Source organism: Scandinavium hiltneri, from assembly GCF_024764835.1.
GTDB classification, from domain to species: domain Bacteria; phylum Pseudomonadota; class Gammaproteobacteria; order Enterobacterales; family Enterobacteriaceae; genus Scandinavium; species Scandinavium hiltneri.
Genome location: NZ_JALIGE010000071.1, coordinates 230,961 through 257,958 on the forward strand (window position 1 = coordinate 230,961; position 26,998 = coordinate 257,958).

At 54.8% G+C, this 26,998-nt stretch carries 26 protein-coding genes; 13 read left to right on the plus strand and 13 right to left on the minus strand.

The window, feature by feature from the left end; genetic code table 11:
* Positions 1-103 precede the first annotated feature (103 nt).
* Genes mlaB through mlaF form a run of 5 tightly spaced genes read right to left on the minus strand, consistent with a single transcriptional unit; the run spans position 104 to position 3,205 of the window.
* Positions 104-394, minus strand: a complete 291-nt coding sequence (gene mlaB, locus MUU47_RS08475) for a lipid asymmetry maintenance protein MlaB (protein WP_159772236.1) — start codon at positions 392-394, stop codon at positions 104-106.
* On the minus strand, positions 394-1,029 hold the full coding sequence (gene mlaC, locus MUU47_RS08480) for a phospholipid-binding protein MlaC (protein ID WP_159772239.1): 636 nt from the start codon (positions 1,027-1,029) through the stop codon (positions 394-396). Before mlaC ends, mlaB begins: the two co-directional genes overlap by 1 nt.
* Before the next feature lie 18 nt (positions 1,030-1,047).
* Complete coding sequence (mlaD, locus tag MUU47_RS08485) at positions 1,048-1,599, minus strand: outer membrane lipid asymmetry maintenance protein MlaD (RefSeq protein WP_258987738.1); 552 nt, start codon at positions 1,597-1,599, stop codon at positions 1,048-1,050.
* A 4-nt stretch (positions 1,600-1,603) separates the two neighbouring features.
* Positions 1,604-2,386 carry a lipid asymmetry maintenance ABC transporter permease subunit MlaE gene (mlaE, locus tag MUU47_RS08490; protein WP_258987740.1) on the minus strand — a complete coding sequence of 261 codons (783 nt, stop codon included), beginning with the start codon at positions 2,384-2,386 and terminating at the stop codon, positions 1,604-1,606.
* 6 nt (positions 2,387-2,392) lie between these two features.
* Entirely contained in the window at positions 2,393-3,205 is an 813-nt protein-coding gene (mlaF, locus tag MUU47_RS08495; protein WP_258987741.1) for a phospholipid ABC transporter ATP-binding protein MlaF, read from the minus strand.
* 210 nt (positions 3,206-3,415) lie between these two features.
* Between mlaF and MUU47_RS08500 the strand changes: the two genes are divergently transcribed.
* From MUU47_RS08500 to npr, 11 genes are read left to right on the plus strand one after another with little or no spacing between them, the layout of a single operon-like run.
* On the plus strand, positions 3,416-4,393 hold the full coding sequence (locus MUU47_RS08500) for a calcium/sodium antiporter (RefSeq protein ID WP_258987742.1): 978 nt from the start codon (positions 3,416-3,418) through the stop codon (positions 4,391-4,393).
* Positions 4,394-4,407: 14 nt separating this feature from the next.
* Positions 4,408-5,394 (plus strand): arabinose-5-phosphate isomerase KdsD, encoded by a 987-nt coding sequence (gene kdsD, locus MUU47_RS08505; protein ID WP_159760259.1) that lies wholly within the window; start codon positions 4,408-4,410, stop codon positions 5,392-5,394.
* A gap of 14 nt (positions 5,395-5,408) precedes the next feature.
* Complete coding sequence (kdsC, locus tag MUU47_RS08510) at positions 5,409-5,975, plus strand: 3-deoxy-manno-octulosonate-8-phosphatase KdsC (RefSeq protein WP_258987745.1); 567 nt, start codon at positions 5,409-5,411, stop codon at positions 5,973-5,975.
* Positions 5,972-6,532, plus strand: a complete 561-nt coding sequence (lptC, locus tag MUU47_RS08515; protein ID WP_258987746.1) for an LPS export ABC transporter periplasmic protein LptC — start codon at positions 5,972-5,974, stop codon at positions 6,530-6,532. Before kdsC ends, lptC begins: the two co-directional genes overlap by 4 nt.
* On the plus strand, positions 6,516-7,073 hold the full coding sequence (gene lptA, locus MUU47_RS08520) for a lipopolysaccharide ABC transporter substrate-binding protein LptA (protein ID WP_110510582.1): 558 nt from the start codon (positions 6,516-6,518) through the stop codon (positions 7,071-7,073). The genes lptC and lptA overlap by 17 nt, the downstream gene beginning before the upstream one ends.
* A 6-nt stretch (positions 7,074-7,079) precedes the next feature.
* On the plus strand, positions 7,080-7,805 hold the full coding sequence (lptB, locus tag MUU47_RS08525) for an LPS export ABC transporter ATP-binding protein (protein WP_258987747.1): 726 nt from the start codon (positions 7,080-7,082) through the stop codon (positions 7,803-7,805).
* A gap of 47 nt (positions 7,806-7,852) precedes the next feature.
* A complete protein-coding gene (rpoN, locus tag MUU47_RS08530) occupies positions 7,853-9,286 on the plus strand; it encodes an RNA polymerase factor sigma-54 (RefSeq protein WP_258987748.1) in 1,434 nt (477 codons plus the stop codon).
* A gap of 22 nt (positions 9,287-9,308) precedes the next feature.
* Positions 9,309-9,596, plus strand: a complete 288-nt coding sequence (hpf, locus tag MUU47_RS08535) for a ribosome hibernation promoting factor (RefSeq protein WP_258987749.1) — start codon at positions 9,309-9,311, stop codon at positions 9,594-9,596.
* Positions 9,597-9,653: 57 nt separating this feature from the next.
* On the plus strand, positions 9,654-10,145 hold the full coding sequence (gene ptsN / locus MUU47_RS08540) for a PTS IIA-like nitrogen regulatory protein PtsN (protein ID WP_258987750.1): 492 nt from the start codon (positions 9,654-9,656) through the stop codon (positions 10,143-10,145).
* A 33-nt stretch (positions 10,146-10,178) separates the two neighbouring features.
* Positions 10,179-11,033, plus strand: a complete 855-nt coding sequence (gene rapZ / locus MUU47_RS08545; protein ID WP_110510587.1) for an RNase adapter RapZ — start codon at positions 10,179-10,181, stop codon at positions 11,031-11,033.
* Positions 11,030-11,302, plus strand: coding sequence for a PTS phosphocarrier protein NPr (gene npr, locus MUU47_RS08550; RefSeq protein ID WP_258987751.1), 273 nt, complete (start codon positions 11,030-11,032; stop codon positions 11,300-11,302). The genes rapZ and npr overlap by 4 nt, the downstream gene beginning before the upstream one ends.
* 53 nt (positions 11,303-11,355) lie before the next feature.
* Here the strand turns inward: npr and mtgA are convergent, their stop codons facing one another.
* From mtgA to mnmL, 4 genes are all read right to left on the minus strand, one after another.
* Complete coding sequence (gene mtgA, locus MUU47_RS08555) at positions 11,356-12,081, minus strand: monofunctional biosynthetic peptidoglycan transglycosylase (RefSeq protein WP_258987752.1); 726 nt, start codon at positions 12,079-12,081, stop codon at positions 11,356-11,358.
* The gene (gene elbB, locus MUU47_RS08560; protein WP_258987753.1) at positions 12,078-12,731 is read right to left on the minus strand and encodes an isoprenoid biosynthesis glyoxalase ElbB; all 654 of its coding nucleotides are present in this window, start codon (positions 12,729-12,731) and stop codon (positions 12,078-12,080) included. Before elbB ends, mtgA begins: the two co-directional genes overlap by 4 nt.
* 236 nt (positions 12,732-12,967) lie before the next feature.
* Positions 12,968-15,295: an aerobic respiration two-component sensor histidine kinase ArcB gene (arcB, locus tag MUU47_RS08565; RefSeq protein WP_258987754.1), complete on the minus strand. Its 2,328-nt coding sequence runs from the start codon at positions 15,293-15,295 to the stop codon at positions 12,968-12,970.
* Between the two features lie 90 nt (positions 15,296-15,385).
* Positions 15,386-16,318, minus strand: a complete 933-nt coding sequence (gene mnmL / locus MUU47_RS08570) for a tRNA modification radical SAM protein MnmL/YtqA (RefSeq protein WP_258987755.1) — start codon at positions 16,316-16,318, stop codon at positions 15,386-15,388.
* A 671-nt stretch (positions 16,319-16,989) separates the two neighbouring features.
* Between mnmL and gltB the strand changes: the two genes are divergently transcribed.
* Complete coding sequence (gltB, locus tag MUU47_RS08575; RefSeq protein WP_258987756.1) at positions 16,990-21,450, plus strand: glutamate synthase large subunit; 4,461 nt, start codon at positions 16,990-16,992, stop codon at positions 21,448-21,450.
* Between the two features lie 9 nt (positions 21,451-21,459).
* Complete coding sequence (locus MUU47_RS08580) at positions 21,460-22,878, plus strand: glutamate synthase small subunit (RefSeq protein WP_258987758.1); 1,419 nt, start codon at positions 21,460-21,462, stop codon at positions 22,876-22,878.
* A gap of 59 nt (positions 22,879-22,937) precedes the next feature.
* Here the strand turns inward: MUU47_RS08580 and nanK are convergent, their stop codons facing one another.
* The 4 genes from nanK to nanA all read right to left on the minus strand — a co-directional run bounded on the left by nanK (position 22,938) and on the right by nanA (position 26,959).
* On the minus strand, positions 22,938-23,804 hold the full coding sequence (nanK, locus tag MUU47_RS08585) for an N-acetylmannosamine kinase (RefSeq protein WP_258987760.1): 867 nt from the start codon (positions 23,802-23,804) through the stop codon (positions 22,938-22,940).
* A complete protein-coding gene (locus MUU47_RS08590; protein WP_258987762.1) occupies positions 23,801-24,490 on the minus strand; it encodes an N-acetylmannosamine-6-phosphate 2-epimerase in 690 nt (229 codons plus the stop codon). The genes nanK and MUU47_RS08590 overlap by 4 nt, the downstream gene beginning before the upstream one ends.
* 1 nt (position 24,491) lies before the next feature.
* The gene (locus MUU47_RS08595; RefSeq protein WP_258987763.1) at positions 24,492-25,985 is read right to left on the minus strand and encodes an MFS transporter; all 1,494 of its coding nucleotides are present in this window, start codon (positions 25,983-25,985) and stop codon (positions 24,492-24,494) included.
* Positions 25,986-26,056: 71 nt separating this feature from the next.
* Positions 26,057-26,959, minus strand: coding sequence for an N-acetylneuraminate lyase (gene nanA, locus MUU47_RS08600; protein ID WP_258987764.1), 903 nt, complete (start codon positions 26,957-26,959; stop codon positions 26,057-26,059).
* Positions 26,960-26,998 lie beyond the last annotated feature (39 nt).

Here is a 26,998-nt window from a genome sequence, read left to right on the forward strand (position 1 = left end):
GAAAACAGCCCAACATCTTAGAGGAAAGTGCCGCTGTCTTAAACAAGCAAAAAGCCCCTACGCACAAAACGTAGAGGCTTTTAAGAGTAATACATTGAATAATTTAGGGGATCAGATCGGGCGGCAGATTATAAAGTTGAACAAGGGTGTTCATCTTTTCACTTTTGCCAACGATGCTGACAGCAGACCCCTGCTGGCGAACCTGTGCGACCAGATGCATCAGCAGTGCCACACCAGCGGTATCCACGCGAGTTATCTCGCTCAGGTCGATGGTCTCGACGCCCTGCATCACCTCTTTCCGCGCGTCCCAGAGAGGAACCAGAAAATCCTGATCTAATTCCCCCTGCAATAACAGTCGCCCGCCTTCACGCGTCCAGCGTAATGAGTCGGTCATTATTTTTTCTGTTCCAGCGTAATCGGCTGTTTAGAAATCGCCTGCAGCTGCGAGGTCAGACCATCAATACCTTTAGTACGCAGCAGATCGCTCCACTCATTCTGTTTGGTGGTGATCATGCTGACACCTTCAGCAATCATGTCAAACGCCTGCCAGTTACCCGTTTGGGTGTTTTTACGCCACTGGAAGTCGAGGCGAACCGGTGGACGGCCGTTCGGGTCAACGATTGTGACGCGGATAGGCAGAATGGTGGCATCACCCAGCGGTTTCTCTGGGGCAATCTGATAGGTCTGACCGTGGTACATCGCCAGTGCCTGACCATAAGCCTGTTTCAGGTACTCATGAAACGCGGCAAAGTATGCTTCACGCTGTGCCGGGGTTGCATCACGGTAGTAGCGGCCTAAAACCAGTGCACCCGCGTATTTCACCTGCACATACGGCAGCAATTCCTGATCTACGATCTGACGCAAATAGTCAGGATTGGAACGAATCTGTGACTGTTCATTTTTGAGGCGGGTAAACGTTTTCTGAGCCGCCTCGTTCATCAGGGTATACGGGTTGGATTGATCCGCCGCCGTGGCCGCCGTCAGTGGGGCAATGACCAGCATGGCAACCATAAGTAAGCGTTTAAACATGGGTTAATTCTCCTGAGATTAGTGCGTCGTTGCAGCAGGCGCCGTAGCGTCAGTATGGTCTTCCGCCGGGCTTTGCGCTTCGTCTGAATTCTTATTTTCTCCGCCTTTGTTGCTATAGAGGAACTGACCAATCAGGTCCTCCAGCACCAGCGCAGATTTCGTATCCTGAATCGTGCTGCCTTCTTTAAGCATCGCCGTGCCCATTTCCGGATCATCAAAACCGACATTCAGCGCGAGATACTGCTCACCCAGCAGACCGGAGGTACGGATAGCCAACGAACTGGTATCCGGGATCTGGTTGTACTGTTCTTCGATATCCAGCGTAACACGTGGAAGATAGGTCTTCGGGTCCAGCGAAATATCAGCCACGCGGCCAATCACCACCCCGCCGATACGGACCGGAGAGCGGGCTTTCAGGCCGCCGATATTATCGAAGGTGGCATAAACCTGATAGGTCGGCTCCGTGCGTAAAGAGGTCACATCCGCTGCTTTCAGGCATACGAACAGCGCCGCCAGAAAAGCCACCAGAATAAAAATACCTACCCAGATTTCACTTTTTTTCGTTTGCATGAACTCAATTCCCAAACATCAGTGCAGTCAGCACAAAATCCAGCCCCAGTACCGCCAACGACGAATGCACCACGGTACGCGTCGTTGCACGGCTGATCCCTGCGGAAGTGGGGATCGCATCGTAACCGTTGAACAATGCAATCCACGTCACCGTAATGGCGAATACCGCGCTTTTAATCACGCAGTTCACCAGGTCCGTACGCCAGTCAACGGCGTTTTGCATCGCCGACCAGAAGAAGCCCGCATCAATCCCTTTCCAGCTCACGCCGACCAGCGAACCACCCCAAATGCCAACGGCGACAAAAATAATCGTCAGCAGCGGCAGTGAAATCACGCCCGCCCAGAAGCGCGGAGCAATGACGCGACGCAGCGGGTCAACCGCCATCATTTCCATACTGGAAAGCTGCTCAGTCGCGCGCATCAAGCCTATTTCGGCGGTCAGCGCAGAACCGGCGCGCCCGGCAAAGAGCAGTGCGGCGACGACCGGCCCCAGTTCACGCAGCAGCGATAACGCCACCAGCATACCGAGACTGGTTTCTGCACTGTAGGTGGTAAGCACCAGATAACCTTGTAAACCCAGCACCATCCCAATAAACACGCCCGAGACGATGATTATCAACATCGACAGCACGCCCACGCTATAAAGCTGGCGTACTAATAAAGGTGCATGTTTACGGAACTCAGGCTTGCCAACCACCGCATTGAACAACATTAACCCGGCACGTCCGAAAGTCGAGATTGTCTTAATCCCCCGATGTCCAAGCGCAGCCAGTGCATTTAACAGCATGAGCAACTAACTCCCTGTTTCGAATAAATCGTGATGATAATCGCCCGCCGGATAGCGGAACGGCACGGGGCCATCAGCAATGCCATCCAGGAACTGGCGCACGCGCGGATCGCTGTTTTCCTGTAGCGACTGTGCGCTACCGTGAGCGACAATTTTTCGGTCCGCCACGATATAGGCGTAGTCGGCGATACTCAGCACTTCCGGGACGTCGTGGGAAACCACGACGCAGGTGACACCCAGCGAACTGTTGAGCTCAGAAATCAGCTTGACCAGTACACCCATGGTGATCGGATCCTGGCCCACGAAGGGCTCATCAAACATGATCAAATCCGGCTCGAGGGCAATTGCCCGCGCCAGCGCCGCACGGCGTGCCATCCCGCCGGACAGTTCAGAAGGCATCAGTTTAGCCGCCCCGCGCAACCCCACCGCTTCCAGTTTCATCATCACCGTGCTTTTCAGCAACGGCGCAGGCAAGCGAGTGTGTTCACGCAGCGGGTAAGCAACGTTATCGAAAACGTTCATGTCGGTGAAAAGCGCACCCGACTGGAACAGCATGCTCATGCGCTTTCGCACGGCGTACAGTCGTGAGCGGGACATCGTTGGCACATCTTCGCCATCGAACAGAATCTCACCGCTGTCAGGCGGGATCTGTCCGCCAATCAAACGCAGCAGCGTGGTCTTACCGATCCCTGACGGTCCCATGATGGCCGTGATTTTACCACGAGGCACCGACAGCGAGATGTTGTCGAAGATACTTCGGGAGCCACGCGTGAAGCTCACGTCGCGAACATCGACTAAATTATCCAGTGTCTGGGTCATAGGTTTATCCCTGGAAAAACCTCTTCGGGTTAAGCATGGCGCGATTTGACGCCCCTAACCCATCATTTTTACAGAATATTACCTGCCAGAGTTAGCGAAAGCAGGCATTTGTTTTACTTTTTCAACGCATAAAGTCAAAATTAAGAATTCGTCCGCGCCATGCAGGTGGTGCAAAGCGGCTGACGATTATACCTGAAGAAAGGACTTTAGATGCTTTTAGCGACGGCTCTGTTAATAATTGGTTTACTTCTGGTGGTCTACAGTGCCGATCGTCTCGTTTTTGCCGCCTCGATTCTATGCCGCAGCATGAACATCCCGCCGCTGATTATCGGCATGACAGTCGTTAGCGTGGGCACCTCGCTTCCAGAGATAATCGTATCCGTAACCGCATCTTTTCACGGACAAATTGATCTCGCCATTGGCACCGCGATCGGCTCAAACATCATTAATATTTTGCTGATCCTTGGCCTGGCCGCGTTGCTGCATTCATTTACCGTCCATTCCGATATCTTGCGTCGGGAATTACCGCTAATGTTAGTCGTAAGCCTGTTAGCGGGTTTTGTGCTGTATGATGGGCAGTTAACAAGGATAGATGGCTTATTTCTGTTCGCATTGGCTGTGCTGTGGCTGTTTTATATTGTTAAAATCGCCCGCCTGGCGGAACGGCAGGGAAATGACAGCCTGACGCGTGAACAATTGGCAGAATTGCCCCGCGAAGGGACGCTGCCCGTCGCCTGTTTATGGCTCGGTGTTGCCTTAATCATTATGCCAATGGCCACGCGCATGGTGGTGGATAACGCCACCGTGCTAGCGAACTACTTCGCGATAAGCGAACTGACCATCGGTCTGACGGTGATTGCCATTGGCACCAGTCTGCCAGAGCTTGCCACAGCCATCGCCGGGGCACGTAAAGGAGAGGACGATATCGCCATTGGCAATATCATAGGCTCCAACATTTTCAATATCGCCATCGTGATGGGTATTCCTGCACTGGTCGCGCCGGGGCCGTTTAATCCGCTGGCGTTTAGTCGTGATTACGGTGTGATGGTGCTGGTCAGCATGATTTTTGCCCTACTGTGCTGGCGCCGTAAACCACAAATTGGCAAAGGTGCCGGGGCAATACTGACCGGGTGCTTTCTTGTTTGGCTGGCGTTCCTTTGGTGGGGCACGCCGTTTTTCGCAGAGTGAATCGGGATAACATTATGTCGCAAATAGATTTGCAGCCGGGTTTTGACTTTCAGCAGGCAGGCCTCGACGTGCTGGAGATTGAACGTGAAGGTCTGGCGCAGCTCGATCAGTTTATTAATCAGGATTTCGCCCTCGCCTGCGAAAAAATAGCGTACTGCGGCGGTAAAGTCGTCGTGATGGGCATGGGTAAGTCCGGGCATATTGGTCGTAAATTGGCGGCAACCTTTGCCAGCACCGGCACGCCGTCGTTCTTTGTTCATCCTGGGGAAGCCGCTCACGGCGACCTCGGAATGGTCTCGCCGCAGGATGTGGTCATCGCGTTATCCAACTCCGGTGAATCCAACGAAATTCTGGCGCTGATCCCGGTGCTCAAACGTCTGCATGTGCCGCTCATCTGCATGACCAGCCGCCCGGAAAGTAGCATGGGCAAGGCTGCGGATATCCATTTGTGCGTCAGCGTGCCTAAAGAAGCGTGTCCGCTGGGCCTCGCGCCAACGTCAAGCACCACGGCGGCCTTGGTAATGGGCGATGCACTGGCGGTTGCGCTGCTCAAAGCACGCGGCTTTACCGCCGAAGATTTTGCCCTTTCACATCCGGGTGGCGCGCTGGGCCGTAAGTTGCTGCTGCGCGTAAACGACATCATGCACACCGGCGATGAAATCCCGCACGTCAGCCCTGATGCCTCACTGCGCGACGCGCTGCTGGAAATCACACGCAAAAATCTGGGTCTGACGGTTATCTGCGACGATCAAATGAAAATCGAAGGCATTTTCACCGATGGTGACTTACGTCGGGTGTTTGATATGGGCGTTGACGTTCGCGATATGAGCATCGCGGATGTGATGACCCGCGGCGGTATTCGTGTCCGACCAGGGATTCTGGCCGTTGATGCACTGAATCTAATGCAGTCTCGTCATATCACCTGCGTCATGGTTGCCGATGGCGACCATCTGCTGGGTGTGATACATATGCATGATCTCCTGCGCGCTGGCGTAGTGTAAGTAAGGAAAAAACAATGGGTAATGCTGGCGCGTCGGTAACGACCTGCTATGGACCAGTCAGTTCAGAGGTCATGGAGAAAGCGCAGAAAATTCGCCTGCTGATCCTTGATGTAGACGGCGTGCTGTCTGATGGACTGATATATATGGGCAATAACGGCGAAGAACTGAAAGCCTTTAACGTGCGCGACGGCTATGGCATTCGCTGTGCGCTGACGTCAGGCATAGAAGTTGCAATCATCACCGGACGAAAAGCTAAACTGGTAGAAGACCGCTGCAAAACGCTGGGAATTACACACCTGTGGCAAGGACAGTCCGATAAGCTGATTGCGTATCGTGAATTACTGGAAACCCTATCCCTGCGTCCGGATGAAGTCGCCTACGTCGGTGATGACCTTATCGACTGGCCAGTGATGGCTGAGGTGGGTCTGAGCGTTGCGGTTTCAGACGCACATCCCCTGCTGCCACCGCGCGCGGATTATGTCACGCGTATCGCCGGAGGCCGTGGTGCCGTCCGTGAAGTGTGCGATTTGTTGCTGCTGGCTCAGGGCAAGCTGGATGAAGCCAAAGGGCAATCAATATGAGTAAAACCAGACGTTGGGTTATCATTCTGCTTTCGCTGCTGGCGCTGGTGCTTATCGGCTTCAATCTGGTGGACAAAGACGACACAGGTCCGGCGGTCGTCAACAATAACGACCCGACTTATAAAAGTGAGCATACCGACTCCGTGGTCTACAACCCAGAAGGGGCGTTGACCTACCGGCTGATTTCAGAACATGTCGAGTATTTCTCCGATCAGGCCATTTCGTGGTTCACCCGACCGGTTCTGACCACTTTTGATGTGAATAAGGTGCCGACCTGGTCTATTAAGGCTGACAAGGCCAAACTGACCAATGACCGTATGCTGTATCTGTACGGTCACGTTGAGATAAACGCCCTGACGGACGACTCTCAACTGCGCAAAGTCACGACGGATAACGCCATTGTGAATCTGGTTACTCAGGATGTGAGTTCAGACGATTTGGTGACGTTGTACGGTACAACATTTAATTCCAGCGGCCTCAAAATGCGCGGCAACTTACGCAGCAAACACGCCGAGCTGATTGAAAAGGTGAGAACCTCCTATGAAATTCAGAAATAATAAATTCAGCTTTAAGCTTGCCCTTGCCAGCGTGTTGCTGGCTTCCAGCCTGCCTGCGCTGGCCTTAACGGGTGATACCGATCAGCCGATCCACATTGAATCCGATCAACAGTCTCTGGACATGCAGGGTAACGTAGCAACGTTCACCGGCAACGTTATCGTCACGCAGGGCACCATCAAAATTAATGCCGACAAAGTGGTGGTCACTCGCCCGGCCGGTGTTAAAGGTAAAGAGACGATGGACGGCTACGGTAACCCGGCGACGTTTTACCAGATGCAGGACAACGGCAAACCGGTTAACGGCCATGCGTCGAAAATGCACTACGAAGTGGCTAACGATCTTGTCGTGCTGACCGGCAACGCGTATCTCGAGCAGGTCGACAGCAACATTAAAGGCGACAAGATTACCTATCTGGTGAAAGAGCAGAAAATGCAGGCGTATAGCGAAAAAGGTAAACGCGTGACGACGGTTCTGGTGCCATCGCAGCTGCAGGATAAGAGCAACAACACCAAACCGGCTCAGCCTAAAAAGAGTAACTAATACGTTATGGCAACTTTAACAGCAAAGAATCTTGCGAAAGCCTATAAGGGACGTCGGGTCGTTGAAGACGTTAGCCTGACGGTGAATTCCGGCGAAATCGTCGGCCTGTTGGGCCCGAACGGGGCGGGTAAAACCACCACGTTCTACATGGTGGTCGGCATTGTGTCCCGCGATGCGGGCAACATCATCATTGATGATGACGATATCAGTATGCTGCCGCTGCATGCCCGTGCCCGTCGGGGTATTGGCTATCTGCCGCAGGAAGCCTCCATTTTCCGCCGTCTGAGCGTGTTTGATAACCTGATGGCGGTGCTGCAAATCCGCGACGATTTGAGCAACGAGCAGCGCGTTGACCGTGCGAACGAGCTGATGGAAGAGTTTCACATTGAACATCTGCGCGACAGTCTCGGCCAGGCGCTCTCCGGCGGTGAACGCCGTCGTGTAGAAATCGCCCGCGCGCTTGCAGCTAATCCTAAATTTATTCTGCTGGATGAACCTTTTGCGGGCGTTGACCCCATTTCGGTTATCGACATCAAGCGTATTATCGAACACCTGCGCGACAGTGGCCTCGGCGTGCTGATTACTGACCATAACGTTCGCGAAACGTTAGCAGTCTGCGAACGCGCTTACATCGTGAGCCAGGGGCATCTGATTGCTCACGGTACGCCGGAACAAATCCTCCAGGACGAGCATGTTAAGCGCGTGTATCTTGGGGAAGACTTCAGACTCTGATAGGGTAGTGAATACAGACATTCTGGCCGGAGAAATTTGCCCTGATTATGAAGCAAGGTTTGCAATTAAGGCTCAGCCAACAGCTCGCCATGACGCCGCAACTGCAACAGGCCATTCGTCTGTTGCAGCTTTCTACGCTCGAGCTGCAACAGGAACTTCAGCAAGCGCTGGAGAGTAATCCCCTGCTTGAGCAAACCGACCTTCACGAGGAAGTCGATTCACAAGAAGAAACCGACAAAGACGAATTTGATACCGTTGATGCCCTCGAGCAGAAAGAGATGCCCGATGAGCTTCCGCTCGACGCCAGCTGGGATGAAATCTATACCGCAGGCACACCGTCTGGTACCGGCACCGATTATCAGGATGATGAACTACCGGTCTACCAGGGCGAAACGACGCAGTCACTTCAGGACTATCTGATGTGGCAAGTTGGGCTGACACCGTTTTCCGATACCGACCGCGCGATAGCCACGTCGATCGTGAACGCGGTTGACGACACCGGCTACCTCACCGCATCGCTGGAAGAGATCCTCGAAAGCATCGGCGACGAAGAGCTCGATCTCGATGAGGTCGAAGCGGTGCTGAAACGCATCCAGCGTTTTGATCCGGTAGGCGTGGCCGCAAAAGATCTGCGCGACTGCCTGTTGATCCAGCTCTCCCAGTTTACCAAAGAGACGCCGTGGCTGACGGAAGCCAAAACGATTATCAGCGATCATCTCTCCCTGCTGGCCAATCATGATTTCCGCTCCCTGATGCGCGTCACTCGCCTCAAAGAAGATGTGCTGAAAGAAGCCGTGTCGCTGATTCAGTCTCTGGATCCGCGCCCGGGTCAGTCCATTCAGACCGGCGAACCGGAATACGTCATCCCCGATGTGCTGGTGCGTAAAATCAGCGGCCGTTGGGCGGTTGAACTTAATTCCGACAGTATCCCGCGCCTGCAAATCAATCAGCATTACGCCGGCATGTGCAGCACCACGCGCAACGACGCCGACAGCCAATTTATTCGCAGCAACCTGCAGGAAGCCAAATGGCTGATTAAAAGCCTGGAAAGCCGCAATGACACGCTACTGCGGGTGAGCCGCTGCATCGTCGAACAGCAGCAGGCGTTCTTTGATCAGGGCGAAGAGTTCATGAAACCGATGGTCCTGGCTGATATTGCCCAGGCCGTCGAAATGCATGAATCAACGATTTCACGCGTCACCACGCAAAAGTATCTGCACAGCCCACGGGGCATTTTTGAGCTTAAGTATTTCTTCTCCAGCCATGTGAATACCGAAGGCGGCGGCGAAGCGTCGTCCACGGCCATTCGCGCACTGGTGAGGAAGTTAATTGCCGCGGAAAATCCCGCGAAACCACTGAGTGACAGTAAGCTGACTACCATGCTGTCCGAACAGGGTATCATGGTGGCACGCCGCACCGTTGCAAAGTACCGAGAGTCTTTATCCATTCCGCCGTCAAACCAGCGTAAACAGCTGGTCTGACACAACCGATAAGGAAGACACTATGCAGCTCAATATCACAGGACACAATGTCGAAATCACTGACGCACTGCGTGAATTTTTGAACACCAAATTCGCGAAGCTCGAGCAGTTTTTCGAACGGATCAATCAAGTCTATATTGTGTTAAAAGTGGAAAAGGTGAGTCATATCTCGGACGCCACCCTGCATGTTAACGGGGGCGAAATTCATGCCAGTGCGGAAGGGCAGGATATGTATGCCGCAATAGACGGTCTTATCGATAAGCTTGCAAGACAGCTGAACAAACATAAAGATAAACTGAAACAACACTAATTGTCCGGGCGTACGTCCAACCCGATGGGTCGGGTTGGACGGCACGCAGGTGAAATTATGATGAACAATGATTCCGCTCTGCAATTGAGCAATGTCCTTAACCAGGAATGTACCCGCAGTGCAGTTCACTGCCAGAGTAAAAAGCGTGCGCTGGAAATCATCAGCGAACTGGCCGCAAAACAGCTTGGCTTACCGTCGCAGGTGGTATTCGAGGCTATTCTGACCCGTGAAAAGATGGGCAGTACCGGTATCGGCAACGGCATCGCTATTCCTCACGGCAAGCTGGAAGAAGATACTCTGCGTGCCGTCGGCGTTTTCGTGCAGCTCGAAACACCGATCGCCTTTGATGCCATTGATAACCAGCCAGTTGATCTGCTGTTCGCCCTGCTGGTGCCTGCCGATCAGACCAAAACGCATTTGCACACCCTTTCACTGGTGGCGAAGCGTCTGGCAGACAAAACCATCTGCCGCCGGTTGCGTAGCGCACAGAGCGATCAGGAACTGTATGAAATTATCACCAGCGACGATAACAGTGATGAAGATGCCTAACGGTAACTCGGTTGTCTTAAGGAGAAACGACTGATGGTACTGATGATTGTCAGCGGTCGCTCGGGCTCAGGTAAATCTGTCGCCCTGCGTGCGCTGGAAGACATGGGCTTTTACTGCGTGGATAACCTGCCCGTCGTGCTGTTGCCCGAACTGGCGAAAAGCCTTGCTGACCGACAAATTTCTGCCGCGGTCAGCATCGATGTGCGTAACATGCCGGAATCTCCGGAGATTTTCGAGCAGGCAATGGACAATTTGCCTGATGCGTTCTCTCCGCAACTGTTGTTCCTTGATGCCGATCGCAACACGCTGATCCGCCGATACAGCGATACCCGCCGCCTGCACCCTCTTTCCAGCAAAAATCTGTCGCTGGAAAGCGCAATCGATCAGGAAAGCGATTTACTGGAACCGCTGCGTTCCCGTGCTGACCTTATTGTCGACACCTCAGAAATGTCGGTGCATGAACTGGCTGAAATGCTGCGTACGCGCCTGCTTGGCAAACGTGAACGCGAACTGACGATGGTGTTTGAATCTTTCGGTTTTAAGCACGGGATCCCAATTGATGCCGATTACGTGTTTGACGTGCGTTTCCTGCCAAACCCGCACTGGGACCCGAAGCTGCGGCCAATGACCGGCCTCGATAAACCGGTTGCCGCATTCCTCGATCGTCACACAGAAGTTCACAATTTTATCTATCAGACCCGCAGCTATCTTGAGCTATGGTTACCTATGCTGGAAACCAACAACCGCAGCTATCTGACGGTCGCGATTGGTTGTACTGGCGGTAAACATCGTTCGGTGTACATTGCCGAACAGCTGGCTGACTATTTCCGCTCGCGCGGGAAGAACGTTCAGTCTCGTCATCGGACGCTGGAAAAACGGAAAACATGAGCGTAAAGCACACGGTTGAGATCACGAATAAGCTGGGGATGCACGCCCGCCCGGCGATGAAGCTGTTTGAGCTGGTACAGAATTATGATGCCGAAGTGTGGCTGCGCAATGACGAAGGCACCGAAGCCGAAGCCAGCAGCGTTATCGCGTTACTGATGCTGGATTCTGCCAAAGGCCGACAGATTGAAATTGAAGCCAACGGGCCGCAAGAAACTGAAGCCCTGGCGGCGGTAATCGCGCTATTTAACGCCGGGTTCGATGAAGATTAGTCCGCGTTTACGCTGACTGTCTGACGCCCTCTCCCGCAGGAGAGGGCAAACCTTTAATACAGTTTATTTTCCCGCATAAACCCTTCCCCACCGAGCTGGCGCATCTGGCGTAAAATCCACGCCTGACGGCTGCGAACATACCCTGATGGCGCATCGGCGCGAAAACGAATAGGGTTTGGCAGTACCGCCGCCAGCAACGCCGCTTCCGACATCGTCAATTTACTGGCAGGTTTATGGAAATAGCGCTGCGCAGCTGCTTCGACGCCAAATACCCCATCACCAAATTCGGCAATATTCAGGTAAACGGTCAGGATGCGTTTTTTGCTCCAGACGGTTTCGATGCCCACCGTCAAACCCGCTTCCAGACCTTTACGCAGCCAGCTTCTGCCGTCCCACAGGAACAGGTTTTTCGCCGTCTGCTGTGAGAGCGTGGATGCGCCACGAATGCGGTTTTCATTCTGCTCGTTATGGGTCAGTGCTTTCTCAATGGCAGACACATCAAATCCCCAATGGTCCGGGAATTTCTGGTCTTCCGCAGCAATGACGGCGAGTCCCATCCACGGCGTCATTTCATCCATGCTTACCCAGTCAGAGTGGGCCAGATAGTGAAAGTTACCGCTAAACATTTCCCCAAGCTGGCGCTCCACCATCACCGCTGAAAATGGCACCGGCAGAACGCTGAAAATTGCGATGCCCCCGGCCCAAAAAACGGCAAGTGTAATTACCACCCGCAGCAGAATGCGCTTTATCCAGGCCAACGGCGAACGGCGCTGACTCATTCGCACAACACCATCACGCGGGCCACCAGCTTCTCAATTCCGGTTGCCGCGTCGGCAATATTCTGCGCCAGCATATAAGCCGGCGTGGTCACGATTTTATGGTCTTCATCCACCACGATATCGTCTACCGGACACGGCACATGTTCGGCACCCATTGCTTCCAGCACTTCGGCGGTATCGATATCAGTACCGATGGTAATGCGCAGAGGGAAATCAAAAATCTTCGGCAGCATCGCCGGAGCAATGCACATAAAGCCGAGCGGCTTACGCGCATGATGCAGAGCCAGTGTCAGCGCTTTTAAATCTGCATCCACAACGCACTCATTGCCCTGGGAAGCAAAGTTACTCAGGTTCTTAGCCGCGCCAAATCCGCCGGGTACAATCAGCGCATCAAGCTCATCGGCACGCGCACTCGCCAGCGGCTGAATATCACCGCGTGTGATCCGGGCCGCTTCCAACAAAACGTTACGTTCACCCGCCATTGATTCACCATCCAAATGGTTGATCACATCAGACTGGCTTTTATCTGGCGCAAAACAGACCGCCCGCGCGCCATTTCGAGCAATAGCCAGCAGCGTGATGACCGCTTCATGAATTTCGCTGCCGTCATATACGCCACAGCCGCTCAGCACTACGCCAATTTTTTTCATCCTGCGTTCCTTTTGCAACCGCTTGAAGCCCATCAGTTATTTTGATTTAACCGCCATGCTTCACACATTTAACTGATTTACGTAACAAATAATTTAAGTTTTGCTATCTTAATGAACGTGCAGCCTAAATTCTCAGGCCGCGTCTGTTCAACACTCTTAAAACTATCGAGGCGCAGCCACGTTTTCCCTGGTGTTGGCGCAGTATTCGCGCACCCCGGCTTGACCGGGGTCATTTTTTATCGGCTTGCGACCCACGCTTTCAGGGTAGCGACATCCTGCTGCCATTCTGTTTTCATCTCTTCGACCCATTCACCCACGTTATCCCACCAGGCCGGAAGATCCGGAGACTGAATCTGCTGTCCAAGCTGCTGAATATGACGTAAACCAATCGAACCCGCGGCGCCTTTGATTTTATGCCCTTCTTCAACAATGCCTTTCTGGTCGCGCGCGGTCAGGTTTGATTCCAGCACCGCCAGATATCCCGGCATCATCTTCTCGAACACTGCCAGACCGTCGGTGATGAGCTGCGGGCCCACCAACTCGATGTACTGCTGGAGCATGTCGGTGTCCAGTACGCTGCTTGATTTGTTGCTGTCGGTTATGGTCACGCTGCTTTCCTCGTCGTCAGGGGTATCCCAGAATTTTTGGATGATGGCGGTCAATGCCGGAACGGCCAGCGGCTTGCTCAGCACGTCGTCCATTCCCGCATCCAGATACTCTTTTTTGTCCTTCAGCACGTTGGCGGTCAGCGCCACCAGCGGCGGCAGCTCGTCAGCGTGATAACGCTGTTTCAGCTCACGGGAAATATCCAGGCCGGTCATGTCCGGTAGCTGAATATCCAACAGCACCAAATCGTAATCAGAAGGCGAAAACATCTCCAGCGCCTCTTTACCGGTCATCGCCACGTCTACACTGTTGCCGAGTTTTTCCAGCACCGAGCGCGCCACAATCACGTTCAGCTCTATGTCTTCCACCAGCAGCACATGCAGGGCGGGTAACGGCATATCATCGTCGGCCAGGGTGTTTTCCACTTCTTCCGCGATTGCAGGCGCGTGAACGGTTAGCGTAAAGGTTGAGCCGCTGCCTGGCTGGCTGGAAACGATGATATCACCGCCCATGCTCTTCGCCAGACGACGAGAAACAGCCAGACCAATCCCGGTGCCCGTTGCCGGTTTTCCGCCCTGGCTGTCTTTAACCTGATAATACATCGCGAAAATTTTGTCCTGCTCTTCCTGCGGGATGCCAATCCCAGAGTCTTCCACTTCGAAGCGCAGCATGTCGCCTGCATCGTAACGCACGCGAACCGACACGTTACCCTGCTGGGTAAATTTGACCGCATTGCTGATCAGATTCCACAGGATCTGCCGCAGGCGGGTGCCATCGGTTATCACTTTATGCGGCAATGGCAGCGTCGGGTCCATCACGAAACGCAGCCCTTTCTGCTGCGCCTGCAGGCCAGAGAGGTTTTCCAGGTCAGCCAGGAAACCGGTGAAATCGATAGGCTGGTTATCCAGCTGAACTTTACGCCGTTCCATCTTATCCATATCGATAATATCGTTGAAGATATTACCCAGCGTGACCGCCGAAACGTGGATGGTTTTCAGGTATTTTTCCTGCTCGGACGTCAATTCGGTATCCAGCAGAATACGGCTCAGGCCGACGATGCCGTTGAGCGGTGTGCGCAGCTCGTGGCTGATGGTAGAAATAAAGGTGGTCTTATCACGGCTGGCGCGTTCAAGGGCATCCTGATAGCGCTTACGTTCCGTTATATCGCGCCCAAAGCCCATCAGACCGTGGCGTTTCCCGACGCGGTCGTAATACGGCACTTTGCGTATCTCGAAGCAGGCTTTGCGACCATCGGGATAATCCAGCCACTGTTCGTAGGTCAGTGAAACGTTATGACGGAAGACTTTCTCATCGGTTTCAATGACTTTAGCTGCGGCTTCCGGGGAATACACGTCAAGTGGTTTGAGGTTTACCAGCTGCTTTTCGCTTTTCCCGGTCAATAGCTCCATCGCCCGGTTACAGCCGGAAAATTCTTTATCTTCGTTGCGGTAAAACACCAGGTCCGGCGAGGCATCAAGGAACGAACGCAGGAAAGACGACTGCTGCTCGAGCTGAATTTGCGTCTGTTCGCGCTCTTTCATTTCGATTTTCAGCTGTTCCAGCGTGGTCTGGCGCTCGGCTTCCGCCTTTTCGCGATCGGTGATTTCCTGATTAAGCTGCGCAATATTGTCTTTCAACTGCACATTCAGCTTCAGGTCGCGGTCGCGCATCTCCTCCAGCTTTTCGACCACACGCGTAAGACGCTGGCGAGATTCTTCCAGTTGCTCGACCACCACCGAGAGAAAATAAACCGCCCAGGGCGTGATCAACAGCCCAAAGAAAATGGAGCGGATAACATCAATACTCTCGACCTGGCCGTGCAGCACCATAGTCACCGCCATCTGTACCACGATGGCTAACACCACCAGCGCCAACGCCAGCAGCAGCGAGAAGCGTACCAGGCCGAGTTTCATCATCAGGTCGACATAGTACTGCGCAAGCATTCGGATTTGCTTCATAGGGATTTCCTTCACCACAACGTCGCTCAATAATACCCAATTCTGAGCAACGCGTTGAAGGTTGTGCGAAAAATGCGGTGATAATTGGGGTTATGCGTCGGGGAAAGGGATGAAAGGCTGGCCAAGCGCCGAGCCCTGCACACCCTGTTCGTTAAGATAGCGATCCAGTTCCAGCATTCCAGTCCAGCGGTTCTCACACCACAGCGGGGCAAGCAGCGTCGGGCGGCGTGCGTTAGCGGAAATGCGGTGATAGACAACGTCCGGCGGCGTGTGGCGGATCATTTCGCCCGCGGTCAGGGTGTATTCATCCAGCTCAATGCCTTTCAGCCTGCCCGCTTGCCAGGCTTTCGCCATGATGCTGCCGGTCACGATGTGTAATGGATGAAGCTTAATGCCATCGACGCCAGTCTCGACCACTTTTTCGAGTGTCTGCATACATTCCGACTGCCCTTCACCCGGCAGCCCGACAATCAGATGCGTACACACTTTCAGCCCACGTTCGCGTGCCAGACGCGTAGTAGCCTGGTAACAGGCAAAATCATGCCCACGATTGATGCGATGCAGGGTTTTATCCTGTGCGCTCTGTAAACCGAGTTCGAGCCACACTTCGTAACCCTTATGTTTATATTCACTGAGTAAATCCAGCACCGCCTCGGGCACGCAATCCGGGCGCGTGCCCACGCATAACCCAACGATATTCGTCTGACTGACCGCTTGCTGATACATCGACCGCAGCACCTGCACTTCCGCAAAAGTACTGGTATAAGCCTGAAAATACGCGAGATAACGTTTCGCGCGGTTCACCAAATGCGCCTGATGCGCCAGTTGATCCGCAATGGAGCGGTGCTGCTGCGCCTCATCGGCAAACGACGCCACATTACAGAAAGTGCAGCCGCCGCGGCCAATGGTGCCATCGCGATTCGGGCAGCTAAAACCGCCATGGAGGGTCAGCTTATGCACCTTTTCGCCATGGCGACGCATAAGATCCCCACCAAACATATTGACTAATTTCTGTAACTGCATAATCTGATAGACCGCACCTTTCGAAGAAGTGTAAAGCCTGCCATTTTTAGTCTCTTTCGGCGCTGACCTGGATCAAACGCTCCGGACATGTCACACCTATTGCATAACCACTCAAGATAACTGCAATTTCATTCACCACTCTGGTGATTACTTTTCCTTATGTTGACCCTCGATTTTTCACTATTACCGTGCCAGATGAAAAACAGTGTCATCAGGGGGATTCACGCCCCACGGCAGAACATTATTCTGCGATAAAAAAACCATTCAGCACAGAACCGCCATAATTGCGCTTTCATATAGTGAGAGAGATCACATTCAGCAGCCGGTTCGCTAAGGGTAAATGCATTGTTAAAAAGCACTAATATCAATAACAATCATATAGTTAACCTACCTATAGCACATTTTTGTATAAATAAGATTGCCATTTGACCTGTGTGCGGATTCCCGATAACTTGAGGATCCGCTGGAAGCTTTCTCGATGAGCAGTCTGCTCATCATATTTATGCAGTAATTGAGATTCCCTCTGAAGCAAGTCCGCAATACTTGTTTGACCTGTGCGAAAGGATTTTGAGAGGGCGAATGCGTGGCCTGTGCCCCGCCGCCTTGCTCTTTCTACGCCTGCGCGCAACGGTCCAGAGTGTGTCTCGTAGAGCCTGGGGAGGTTCACTGATATGTTGTACGATAAATCCCTTGAGAGGGATAACTGTGGTTTCGGCCTGATCGCCCACATAGAAGGCGAACCTAGCCACAAGGTAGTGCGTACCGCCATTCACGCACTGGCCCGCATGCAGCACCGTGGTGCGATCCTCGCCGATGGTAAAACCGGTGACGGTTGTGGCCTGCTGCTGCAAAAACCTGATCGTTTCTTCCGCCTCGTGGCCGAAGAGCGTGGCTGGCGCTTAGCTAAAAACTACGCGGTCGGTATGCTGTTCCTGAATAAAGATGCCGAGCTCGCTGCAGCTTCGCGTCGTGTGGTTGAAGAAGAACTTCAGCGTGAAACCCTGTCCATTGTCGGCTGGCGCGACGTGCCAACCAACGAAGGGGTACTCGGTGAAATCGCCCTCTCCTCGCTGCCTCGTATCGAACAAATTTTTGTTAACGCTCCGGCTGGCTGGCGTCCACGTGATATGGAACGCCGTCTGTTCATCGCCCGTCGCCGTATCGAAAAGCGTCTTCAGGAAGACAAAGACTTCTACATCTGTAGCCTGTCAAACCTGGTCAATATCTATAAAGGTCTGTGTATGCCGGCGGATTTGCCGCGCTTCTACCTGGACCTGGCGGATCTGCGTCTGGAATCGGCCATTTGCTTGTTCCACCAGCGCTTTTCCACCAACACCGTGCCGCGTTGGCCGCTGGCTCAGCCGTTCCGCTATCTGGCACACAACGGCGAAATCAACACCATTACCGGTAACCGCCAGTGGGCGCGCGCCCGTACCTATAAATTCCAGACCCCGCTGATCCCGGATTTGCATGATGCCGCGCCGTTCGTAAACGAAACCGGCTCTGACTCCAGCTCGATGGACAACATGCTTGAACTGCTGTTGGCCGGCGGGATGGATATCGTGCGCGCCATGCGTCTGCTTGTTCCGCCAGCCTGGCAGAACAATCCGGACATGGACCCGGATCTGCGTGCGTTCTTCGATTTCAACTCCATGCACATGGAGCCGTGGGACGGCCCGGCGGGCATCGTCATGTCCGATGGTCGTTACGCAGCCTGTAACCTCGACCGTAACGGTCTGCGCCCGGCGCGCTACGTCATCACCAAAGACAAGCTCATCACCTGCGCCTCTGAAGTCGGGATCTGGGATTACCAGCCAGACGAAGTGGTGGAAAAAGGCCGCGTTGGCCCTGGCGAGCTGATGGTTATCGACACCCGCGCGGGCCGTATTTTGCACTCCGCAGAAACCGATCACGACCTGAAAATCCGTCATCCGTACAAAGAGTGGATGGAGAAAAACGTCCGCCGTCTGGTGCCGTTTGAAGATTTGCCAGACTCCGACGTCGGCAGCCGCAAGCTGGACGACGATATGCTCGCCAGCTACCAAAAACAGTTTAACTACAGCGCGGAAGAGCTGGACTCGGTTATCCGTGTGCTGGGTGAAAACGGCCAGGAAGCGGTCGGCTCAATGGGTGACGATACCCCGTTTGCCGTACTCTCCAGCCAGCCGCGTATCATTTACGACTACTTCCGCCAGCAGTTTGCGCAGGTGACCAACCCGCCAATCGATCCGCTGCGTGAAGCGCACGTGATGTCGCTCGCCACCAGCATCGGCCGTGAAATGAACGTCTTCTGCGAAGCGGAAGGCCAGGCGCATCGCCTGAGCTTCAAATCGCCGATTCTGCTGTACTCCGATTTCAAACAGCTGACCACACTGACGGAAGATCACTACCGGGCCGACACGCTGGACATCACCTACGACGTGACCGAAACGAACCTGGAAGCGACCGTCAACGCGCTGTGCGATAAAGCTGAACAGATGGTGCGTAACGGTACCGTGCTACTGGTGCTGTCTGACCGTAACATCGCTAAAAACCGTCTGCCCGTTCCGGCACCGATGGCCGTAGGTGCGATTCAGACTCGCCTGGTTGATAAGAGCTTGCGTTGCGATGCCAACATCATCGTAGAAACCGCAAGCGCCCGCGACCCGCACCACTTTGCCGTGTTGTTAGGCTTCGGCGCGACTGCGGTTTACCCGTATCTCGCCTATGAAACACTGGCGAAGCTGGTCGACAGCAAAGCTATCGAAAAAGATTACCGCCATGTGATGCTTAACTACCGTAACGGCATCAACAAAGGCCTGTACAAAATCATGTCCAAAATGGGCATTTCGACCATCGCCTCTTACCGCTGTTCGAAGCTGTTTGAAGCCGTTGGCCTGCACGATGACGTGTCAGACCTCTGCTTCCAGGGCGTGGTCAGTCGTATCGGCGGCGCAGGCTTTGAGGACTTCCAACAGGACCTGCTGAACCTGTCCAAACGTGCCTGGCTGGCGCGCAAGCCGCTCGATCAGGGTGGTTTGCTGAAATACGTTCACGGTGGCGAATATCACGCCTATAACCCGGATGTGGTTCGCACCCTGCAGCAGGCGGTACAGACCGGTGATTACAGCGATTATCAGCAGTATTCTAAGCTGGTAAATGAGCGCCCGGCGGCAACGCTGCGCGATCTGCTGGCGGTGAATCCTGGGACCGACGCTGTTAGCATCAACGACGTTGAACCTGCGACCGAACTGTTCAAACGTTTCGACACCGCAGCAATGTCCATCGGCGCACTGAGCCCGGAAGCCCACGAAGCACTGGCGGAAGCCATGAACAGCATCGGCGGCAATTCCAACTCCGGTGAAGGCGGCGAAGATCCTGCGCGTTACGGCACCAACAAAGTGTCTCGCATCAAGCAGGTGGCTTCCGGTCGTTTCGGCGTCACACCTGCGTATCTGGTTAATGCCGATGTGATTCAGATTAAAGTCGCCCAGGGCGCAAAACCGGGTGAAGGCGGTCAGTTACCGGGTGATAAAGTCACGCCGTACATCGCCAAACTGCGTTATTCCGTGCCGGGTGTGACCCTGATTTCCCCACCGCCGCACCACGATATCTACTCTATCGAGGACTTGGCGCAGCTGATTTTCGACCTCAAACAGGTCAACCCGAAGGCGATGATTTCCGTGAAGCTGGTTTCCGAACCGGGCGTAGGCACCATCGCTACCGGTGTGGCGAAAGCCTATGCGGACCTGATTACCATCGCCGGTTACGACGGTGGTACCGGCGCCAGCCCACTTTCCTCAGTGAAATACGCGGGCTGTCCGTGGGAACTCGGCCTGGTGGAAACCCAACAGGCACTGGTCGCTAACGGCCTGCGTCATAAAATTCGTTTGCAGGTGGATGGCGGTCTGAAGACCGGCCTCGACATCATCAAAGCGGCTATCCTCGGCGCAGAAAGCTTTGGCTTCGGCACCGGTCCGATGGTAGCGCTGGGCTGTAAATACCTGCGAATTTGTCACCTGAACAACTGCGCAACAGGCGTGGCAACTCAGGACGAAAAACTGCGTAAGAACCACTATCACGGCTTGCCGTTCAAAGTGACCAACTACTTTGAATTCATCGCCCGCGAAACCCGCGAGCTGATGGCGCAACTGGGCGTGAAGCGTCTGGTAGACCTGATTGGTCGCACCGACTTGCTCAAAGAGCTGGAGGGCTTCACCGCCAAACAGCAGAAGCTGGACCTGTCGAAACTGCTGGAAACCGCTGAGCCGCATCCGGGCAAAGCGCTGTACTGCACTGAGCACAACCCGCCGTTTGATAACGGCGTGCTGAACGCGCAGCTGTTGCAGCAGGCGAAGCCGTTTGTCGATGAGAAGCAGAGCAAAACGTTCTGGTTTGATATTCGCAACACCGACCGCTCCGTGGGCGCTACGCTGTCGGGCTACATCGCTCAGACGCACGGCGACCAGGGTCTGGCTTCCGATCCGATTAAAGCGCACTTCAGCGGCACCGCAGGCCAGAGTTTCGGCGTGTGGAACGCAGGCGGCGTTGAACTGTACCTGACCGGCGATGCCAACGACTACGTCGGCAAAGGCATGGCAGGCGGCCTGCTGGCCATTCGTCCTCCGGTCGGTTCCGCCTTCCGCAGCCACGAAGCCAGCATCATCGGCAACACCTGTCTGTACGGTGCTACCGGCGGTCGTCTGTACGCTGCGGGCCGTGCGGGTGAACGTTTCGCCGTGCGTAACTCCGGGGCAATCACCGTGGTTGAAGGCATCGGTGATAACGGTTGTGAATACATGACCGGCGGCATCGTCTGCGTACTGGGTAAAACCGGCGTCAACTTTGGCGCAGGCATGACCGGTGGTTTCGCTTATGTACTCGATGAAGACGGTGATTTCCGCAAACGCGTGAACCCGGAATTGGTCGAAGTGCTGGACGTAGACTCTCTCGCGATTCACGAAGAGCATCTGCGCGGGCTGATTACCGAGCATGTACAGCTCACCGGCTCCCAGCGCGGCGAAGAAATTCTGGCTAACTGGCCTGCGTTCTCCGCGAAATTCGCCCTGGTTAAACCGAAGTCCAGCGATGTCAAAGCACTGTTGGGTCACCGTAGTCGTAGCGCCGCAGAATTGCGCGTGCAGGCGCAGTAAGGAAAATCGATGAGTCAGAATGTTTATCAGTTTATCGACTTGCAGCGCGTTGATCCGCCAAAGAAACCGCTGAAGATCCGTAAAATTGAATTTGTTGAGATCTACGAGACGTTCTCCGAAGGCCAGGCTAAAGCACAGGCAGACCGCTGCCTGTCCTGCGGCAACCCTTACTGTGAGTGGAAATGTCCGGTCCACAACTACATCCCGAACTGGCTGAAGCTCGCCAACGAAGGGCGTATTTTTGAAGCGGCAGAACTGTCGCATCAAACCAACACCCTGCCGGAAGTGTGCGGCCGCGTGTGCCCGCAGGACCGTCTGTGTGAAGGCTCCTGTACGCTGAACGACGAGTTCGGCGCGGTGACCATCGGCAACATCGAGCGCTATATCAACGATAAAGCGTTCGAAATGGGCTGGCGTCCGGACATGACTGGCGTGAAGCAAACCGACAAACGCGTGGCGATTATCGGTGCGGGGCCGGCAGGCCTGGCCTGTGCCGACGTGCTGACCCGTAACGGCGTGAAAGCGGTGGTCTTCGATCGTCATCCAGAAATCGGCGGCCTGCTGACTTTCGGTATTCCGGCCTTCAAGCTGGAAAAAGAAGTCATGACCCGTCGCCGTGAAATCTTCACCGACATGGGCATTGAGTTCAAACTCAATATCGAAGTGGGCCGTGACGTACAAATCGACGATCTGCTGAAAGATTACGATGCGGTGTTCCTCGGCGTCGGCACCTATCAGTCAATGCGCGGTGGACTGGAGAATGAGGATGCAAATGGCGTGTTTGACGCCCTGCCATTCCTGATTGCCAATACCAAACAGATGATGGGCTTCGGCGAGTCCGCGGAAGAACCTTACGTGAATATGGAAGGCAAACGCGTGGTGGTTCTGGGCGGGGGTGATACCGCGATGGACTGCGTACGCACCTCCATTCGCCAGGGCGCAACGCACGTCACCTGTGCTTACCGTCGTGACGAAGAAAACATGCCAGGCTCACGCCGCGAAGTGAAAAATGCGCGTGAAGAAGGCGTGGAATTCCAGTTCAACGTGCAGCCGCTGGGCGTGGAAGTGAACGCTAACGGTAAAGTCAGCGGCGTGAAAATGGCGCGTACCGAAATGGGTGCGCCTGATGCCAAAGGCCGTCGTCGCGCAGAAATCGTGGCCGGTTCCGAGCACGTTGTGCCTGCCGATGCGGTGGTGATGGCGTTCGGTTTCCGTCCTCACAGCATGGAATGGCTGGCGCAACACAGCGTCGAACTGGATTCGCAGGGCCGCGTGATCGCGCCAGAAGGCAACGAAAACGCCTTCCAGACCAGCAACCCGAAAATCTTCGCCGGTGGTGATATCGTGCGCGGTTCGGACCTGGTGGTGACTGCCATTGCAGAAGGTCGCAAAGCGGCTGACGGCATCATGAACTACCTGGAAGTGTAATCCGCCAGAGTCACGACGGATTCAATAAAAGCCCGGTGAGCGCAAGCTTCCGGGTTTTTTTATGACTGTGCCAGCATCGCTGCACCCAGCAATCCGGCATCATGGCGGTAATGTGCGGCTTGCAGCTTGACCTGATATACCGACGGTTCTTGTGAAAGGTAGTCAGCAACCAGCGCTAAGTAGCCTTCGGCCAGGCCGACGCTACCGCCCATCACAACACGCTGACAATCGGTCACGGCTTTGACATCGGCAATCAGCCTCGCCAGCACCTGAGCGGAGCGGTGCATCAAGCTCTGCGCTTGTACATCTCCTTCACGCGCTTTGGCAAATATCGCTTTCGCATCCAGTCCGGCCAGATGGCCTTGCGCCGCGGCGGCAATTCCGCGCCCGGAGGCGATTGCTTCCACGCAGCCGATACGCCCGCAGCCACAGCGCGGTCCGTTAGGGTCCGCCAGCGTGTGACCCAGATGTCCGGCCAGACCACCGCTGCCCATCAACAGCTTTCCACAACTGACGATCCCGCCGCCCACACCGGTCGATACGGTGATAAACGCCATCTCTTCAGTAGGCTCATCCAGCGCCTGGAATTCGGCCCAGGCCGCAGCCTGCGCATCATTCAAAGCCAGACAAGGCAAACCGGTGATGCGCGAAACCGTCTCCTGTAAGGGAAAATGCAGCAGTCCACCGAGATTCCCCGGATTGATGGCCGTTAAAATCCCCTGGTGAATAATTCCCGTGGACGCCACCGCCACACGTTTTGCCCGTTGCGCCAACGGAGAAAGTAATGTTTCCAGGCTCGCGGTAAGCGCCTGAGGTGTTTTGCTGGCAGGCGTGGGGCATTCGTGACGTTCCACTATTTGAACGTTGCCATCGATCAGCGCCGCTGCCAGTTTGGTGCCGCCAATATCCACCGCCAGCAGCGTCATTGCTGCGCCTCTAGTAACGCATCGCGATACCACTGGCAGATGTGCTCCAGCCGGGTTATGGCAGAGCCCACCGTTACGGCCCATGCGCCGTGCTGCATCGCCTGGGCGGCCAGCGCGGGCGAGTTATAGCGTCCCTCGGCAATAACCCGACAACCTGCTTTGGTGAGCGCAATCACCAGGGCCAGATCCGGTTCATCCGGCACCGGGCCATCGAGGTAGCCTGATAACGTCGATCCGATAATCTCTGCACCTTCACGATGGCGTTTCACCCCGTCTTCCAGCGATGAACAATCCGCCATCGCCAGTAAATTGTGATGGTGGATTCTCGCCAGGATCGCGCTAACTTCCACGGGCCGGACGCGATCCGTTCCGTCGAAGGCAATGATGCTGGCTCCTGCTTCAGCCAGCGCGTCGACATCCTCAAGAAAGGGAGTGATCCGCACCGGTGAATCGGAAAGGTCGCGTTTAATGATGCCAATGATTGGAATTGTCACCTGAGAACGCGTGGCGCGCAGGTTGTCGACGCCTTCGATACGCAGTGCCACAGCGCCCGCCTGTTCTGCCGCCAGCGCCATGGCAGCGACAATCTCTGGCTTATCCATTGGGCTTCCCGGTACCGGCTGGCAGGAGACAATCAGCCCGCCGTTTTTACCGATCGCGGACTCAATTTGTGCAAGTAACGACATCCTAATCTCCATGGTGTTTAATCAAACTGCTTTTACCACCGCGCAAAGGCACTGCGCCGCTAAAAGGCTTGCCATCGATGGCATCATGCGTGCGTAGCGCTTCAGGACGGATCCAGCGCTGTACACGCGTTGGCATATCCAGGCCAATCAACAAAATGACAACGAAGGTCAGGCCAAACGATAACGATCCCAGCGCGGTGCCCAGATCCAATTTCTGCGCGATCAGGGCGCCGATCACCGGGGCTATCGCCCCACCCATCGCACCGACGTTGTAGGTAAAGCCCAATCCGGCCGCGCGTTGATCGGTATCGAAGTAGCCACCGATCAGTTTCGGCAAGATCCCCGAGATCCCCTGGCCCAGCATCTGCTGGAAAAAGAGTAACAGGCCGAGCACCCACACGTTGGTGCCGCCGATCGCAAACACGGGAATGATCAGCACTTGTGAGGCCAGTAGACTACAAACGTAGGCTTTACGGGTCCCAAGCCAGTCACCGAGAAAACCGCCGACGCAGCAGCCAACCGCCGCGCCAAATCCGCTAAAGAACAGGACCCGAGCCACGGTGGAATGATCGTAAGCCAATTCGGTTTTCAGGTAGGTTGGCAACAACGCCTGAATCGGCCAGGAGTACAGAAAGGCGAACAGCACCACCACCATGAGCGTCACACCGGTAGGCCAGCGCTTACCGCTGCTCTGAACCATAAAGCTGATAAAAATGATGGCGCTGATTAAGCCCAGCAGCAGGATCATACCTGCGTTTCGCAATTCGCCGGAAAAACAGAACCACAGCGAAGTGGCCGCCACGGCGGTGAGAAAATAGTTGATGTAGCGGTGATCGCCGCGATACAGAATATCGACCATGGTGCGCACCGGTGCTTTTCCGGCGTGTTTCTGCTTCCAGTCTTCTGCTTCAGGAATGTTTTTACGCAGCCACAGAGCGAACACAATCGGGAAAATACCGAGCAAAAACAGCGCGCGCCAGCCCCACACAGGAACCACGAGACTGTAGACCTGCGCGGCAACCACTGCGCCCACCGAGAAGCCGGAGATCAAAAAGCCGCTGGCCTTGTTGCGCATTTGCTTCGGCCAGCTCTCAATCACGTAAGTGGCGCTTGAACCGTATTCACCAGCCATGCCCATGCCGATAACCAGGCGGGCGATAAACAGCGTGGTGAAACCTGGGGCTAAACCACAGGCCAGCGTTCCAACCGAGAACAAGACGATACTGGTGACCATCGCCAGACGACGCCCGTAGCGGTCGCCCATGGCGCCGAGCATCAGACCACCAAACCAGCGCGAAATGAAGGCAGCAGAGATCAGGCTCGCGGCCTGAACGGTCGTCAGGCCAAATTCGCTTTGCACTTCGGTGAGCACCAGTGCCATCAGTACAAAATCGAAGCCATCGAGCAGATAGCCGAGCCAGGCGGCGAAGAATGCCCGCCACTGTGCCCTGTCGAGATGGCGGTACCACGGGATGTTTTGGGTAGTCATACTCATGTCACTCTCCCGCGTTGGGCTTCGCCCACGCTGTATTCATTGGTGTTTTACCCGGCGAGCCGGGTAACCTGTCAGCGCTGCTGAGCCATCTCCTGCTGCAGCTGGCTGGCCAGCGCCTTCAGCGCAGGCAGGAATTTCTCATCCACCGGGGCAAACGGCTTGCGGCACAGCGGCACATCCACCACGTCCATGTAGTGCAGTACCGTTTTCAGGCCACGGAAAACGCCGGTCTGAATAAGCAGATCGATAACCTTGTTGCATTCACTTTGCAGCTGCTGTGCCCGCGCCATGTCACCCGATTTCAGCGCGCTGACGATATTCTGGTAGCGCCAGCCCATGATGTTGTACGTGCTGCCAATTCCGCCATCGGCACCGGCTAACAGGCCGGAGGCGAAGATCTCATCGTAGCCGTTATAGAGCACCAAATTCGGGTGCGCCCGGCGGATCTGCTCCATTTGATACAGATCGCCAGAAGTCTGTTTCAGCGCACCCACGCCCGGCAGGGTCACTAGCGTATTTATCTGTTCGAGACTTAACTTCACGCCGCTCAGCGCAGGAATGTTGTAAACCACCATCGGCAGGCCGTCCGCCGAATCAATGATCGCGCGGTAATGATCGCAGTGCTCTTCGAAGCTGAACGGGTAGTAAAACGGCGTGACCGCAGAGACGGCATCATAACCAAAGCGCTTCGCCGCCTGTGCCAGCTGCTGGCTTTCTACGGTACTGACGCAGCCCACGTGAGCAATCAGTTTGATCTGACCTTTCGCCTCGTCCGCCACCATCTCCAGCACCTGCTGACGTTCGGCCCCGGATTGCACAAACGCTTCTCCGGTGGATCCGCCCACATAGAGCCCATCGATCCCCTGTTGAATATTAAAGCGCACCAGACGGCGCAGGCTTTGCTCATCCAGCTGCTGCTGGCGAGTAAACGGGGTTAACAACGCGGCCATGACTCCACGTAAATTGGCTGACATACAAACCTCTCTGATGAGTGACGTAACATTAACGATATA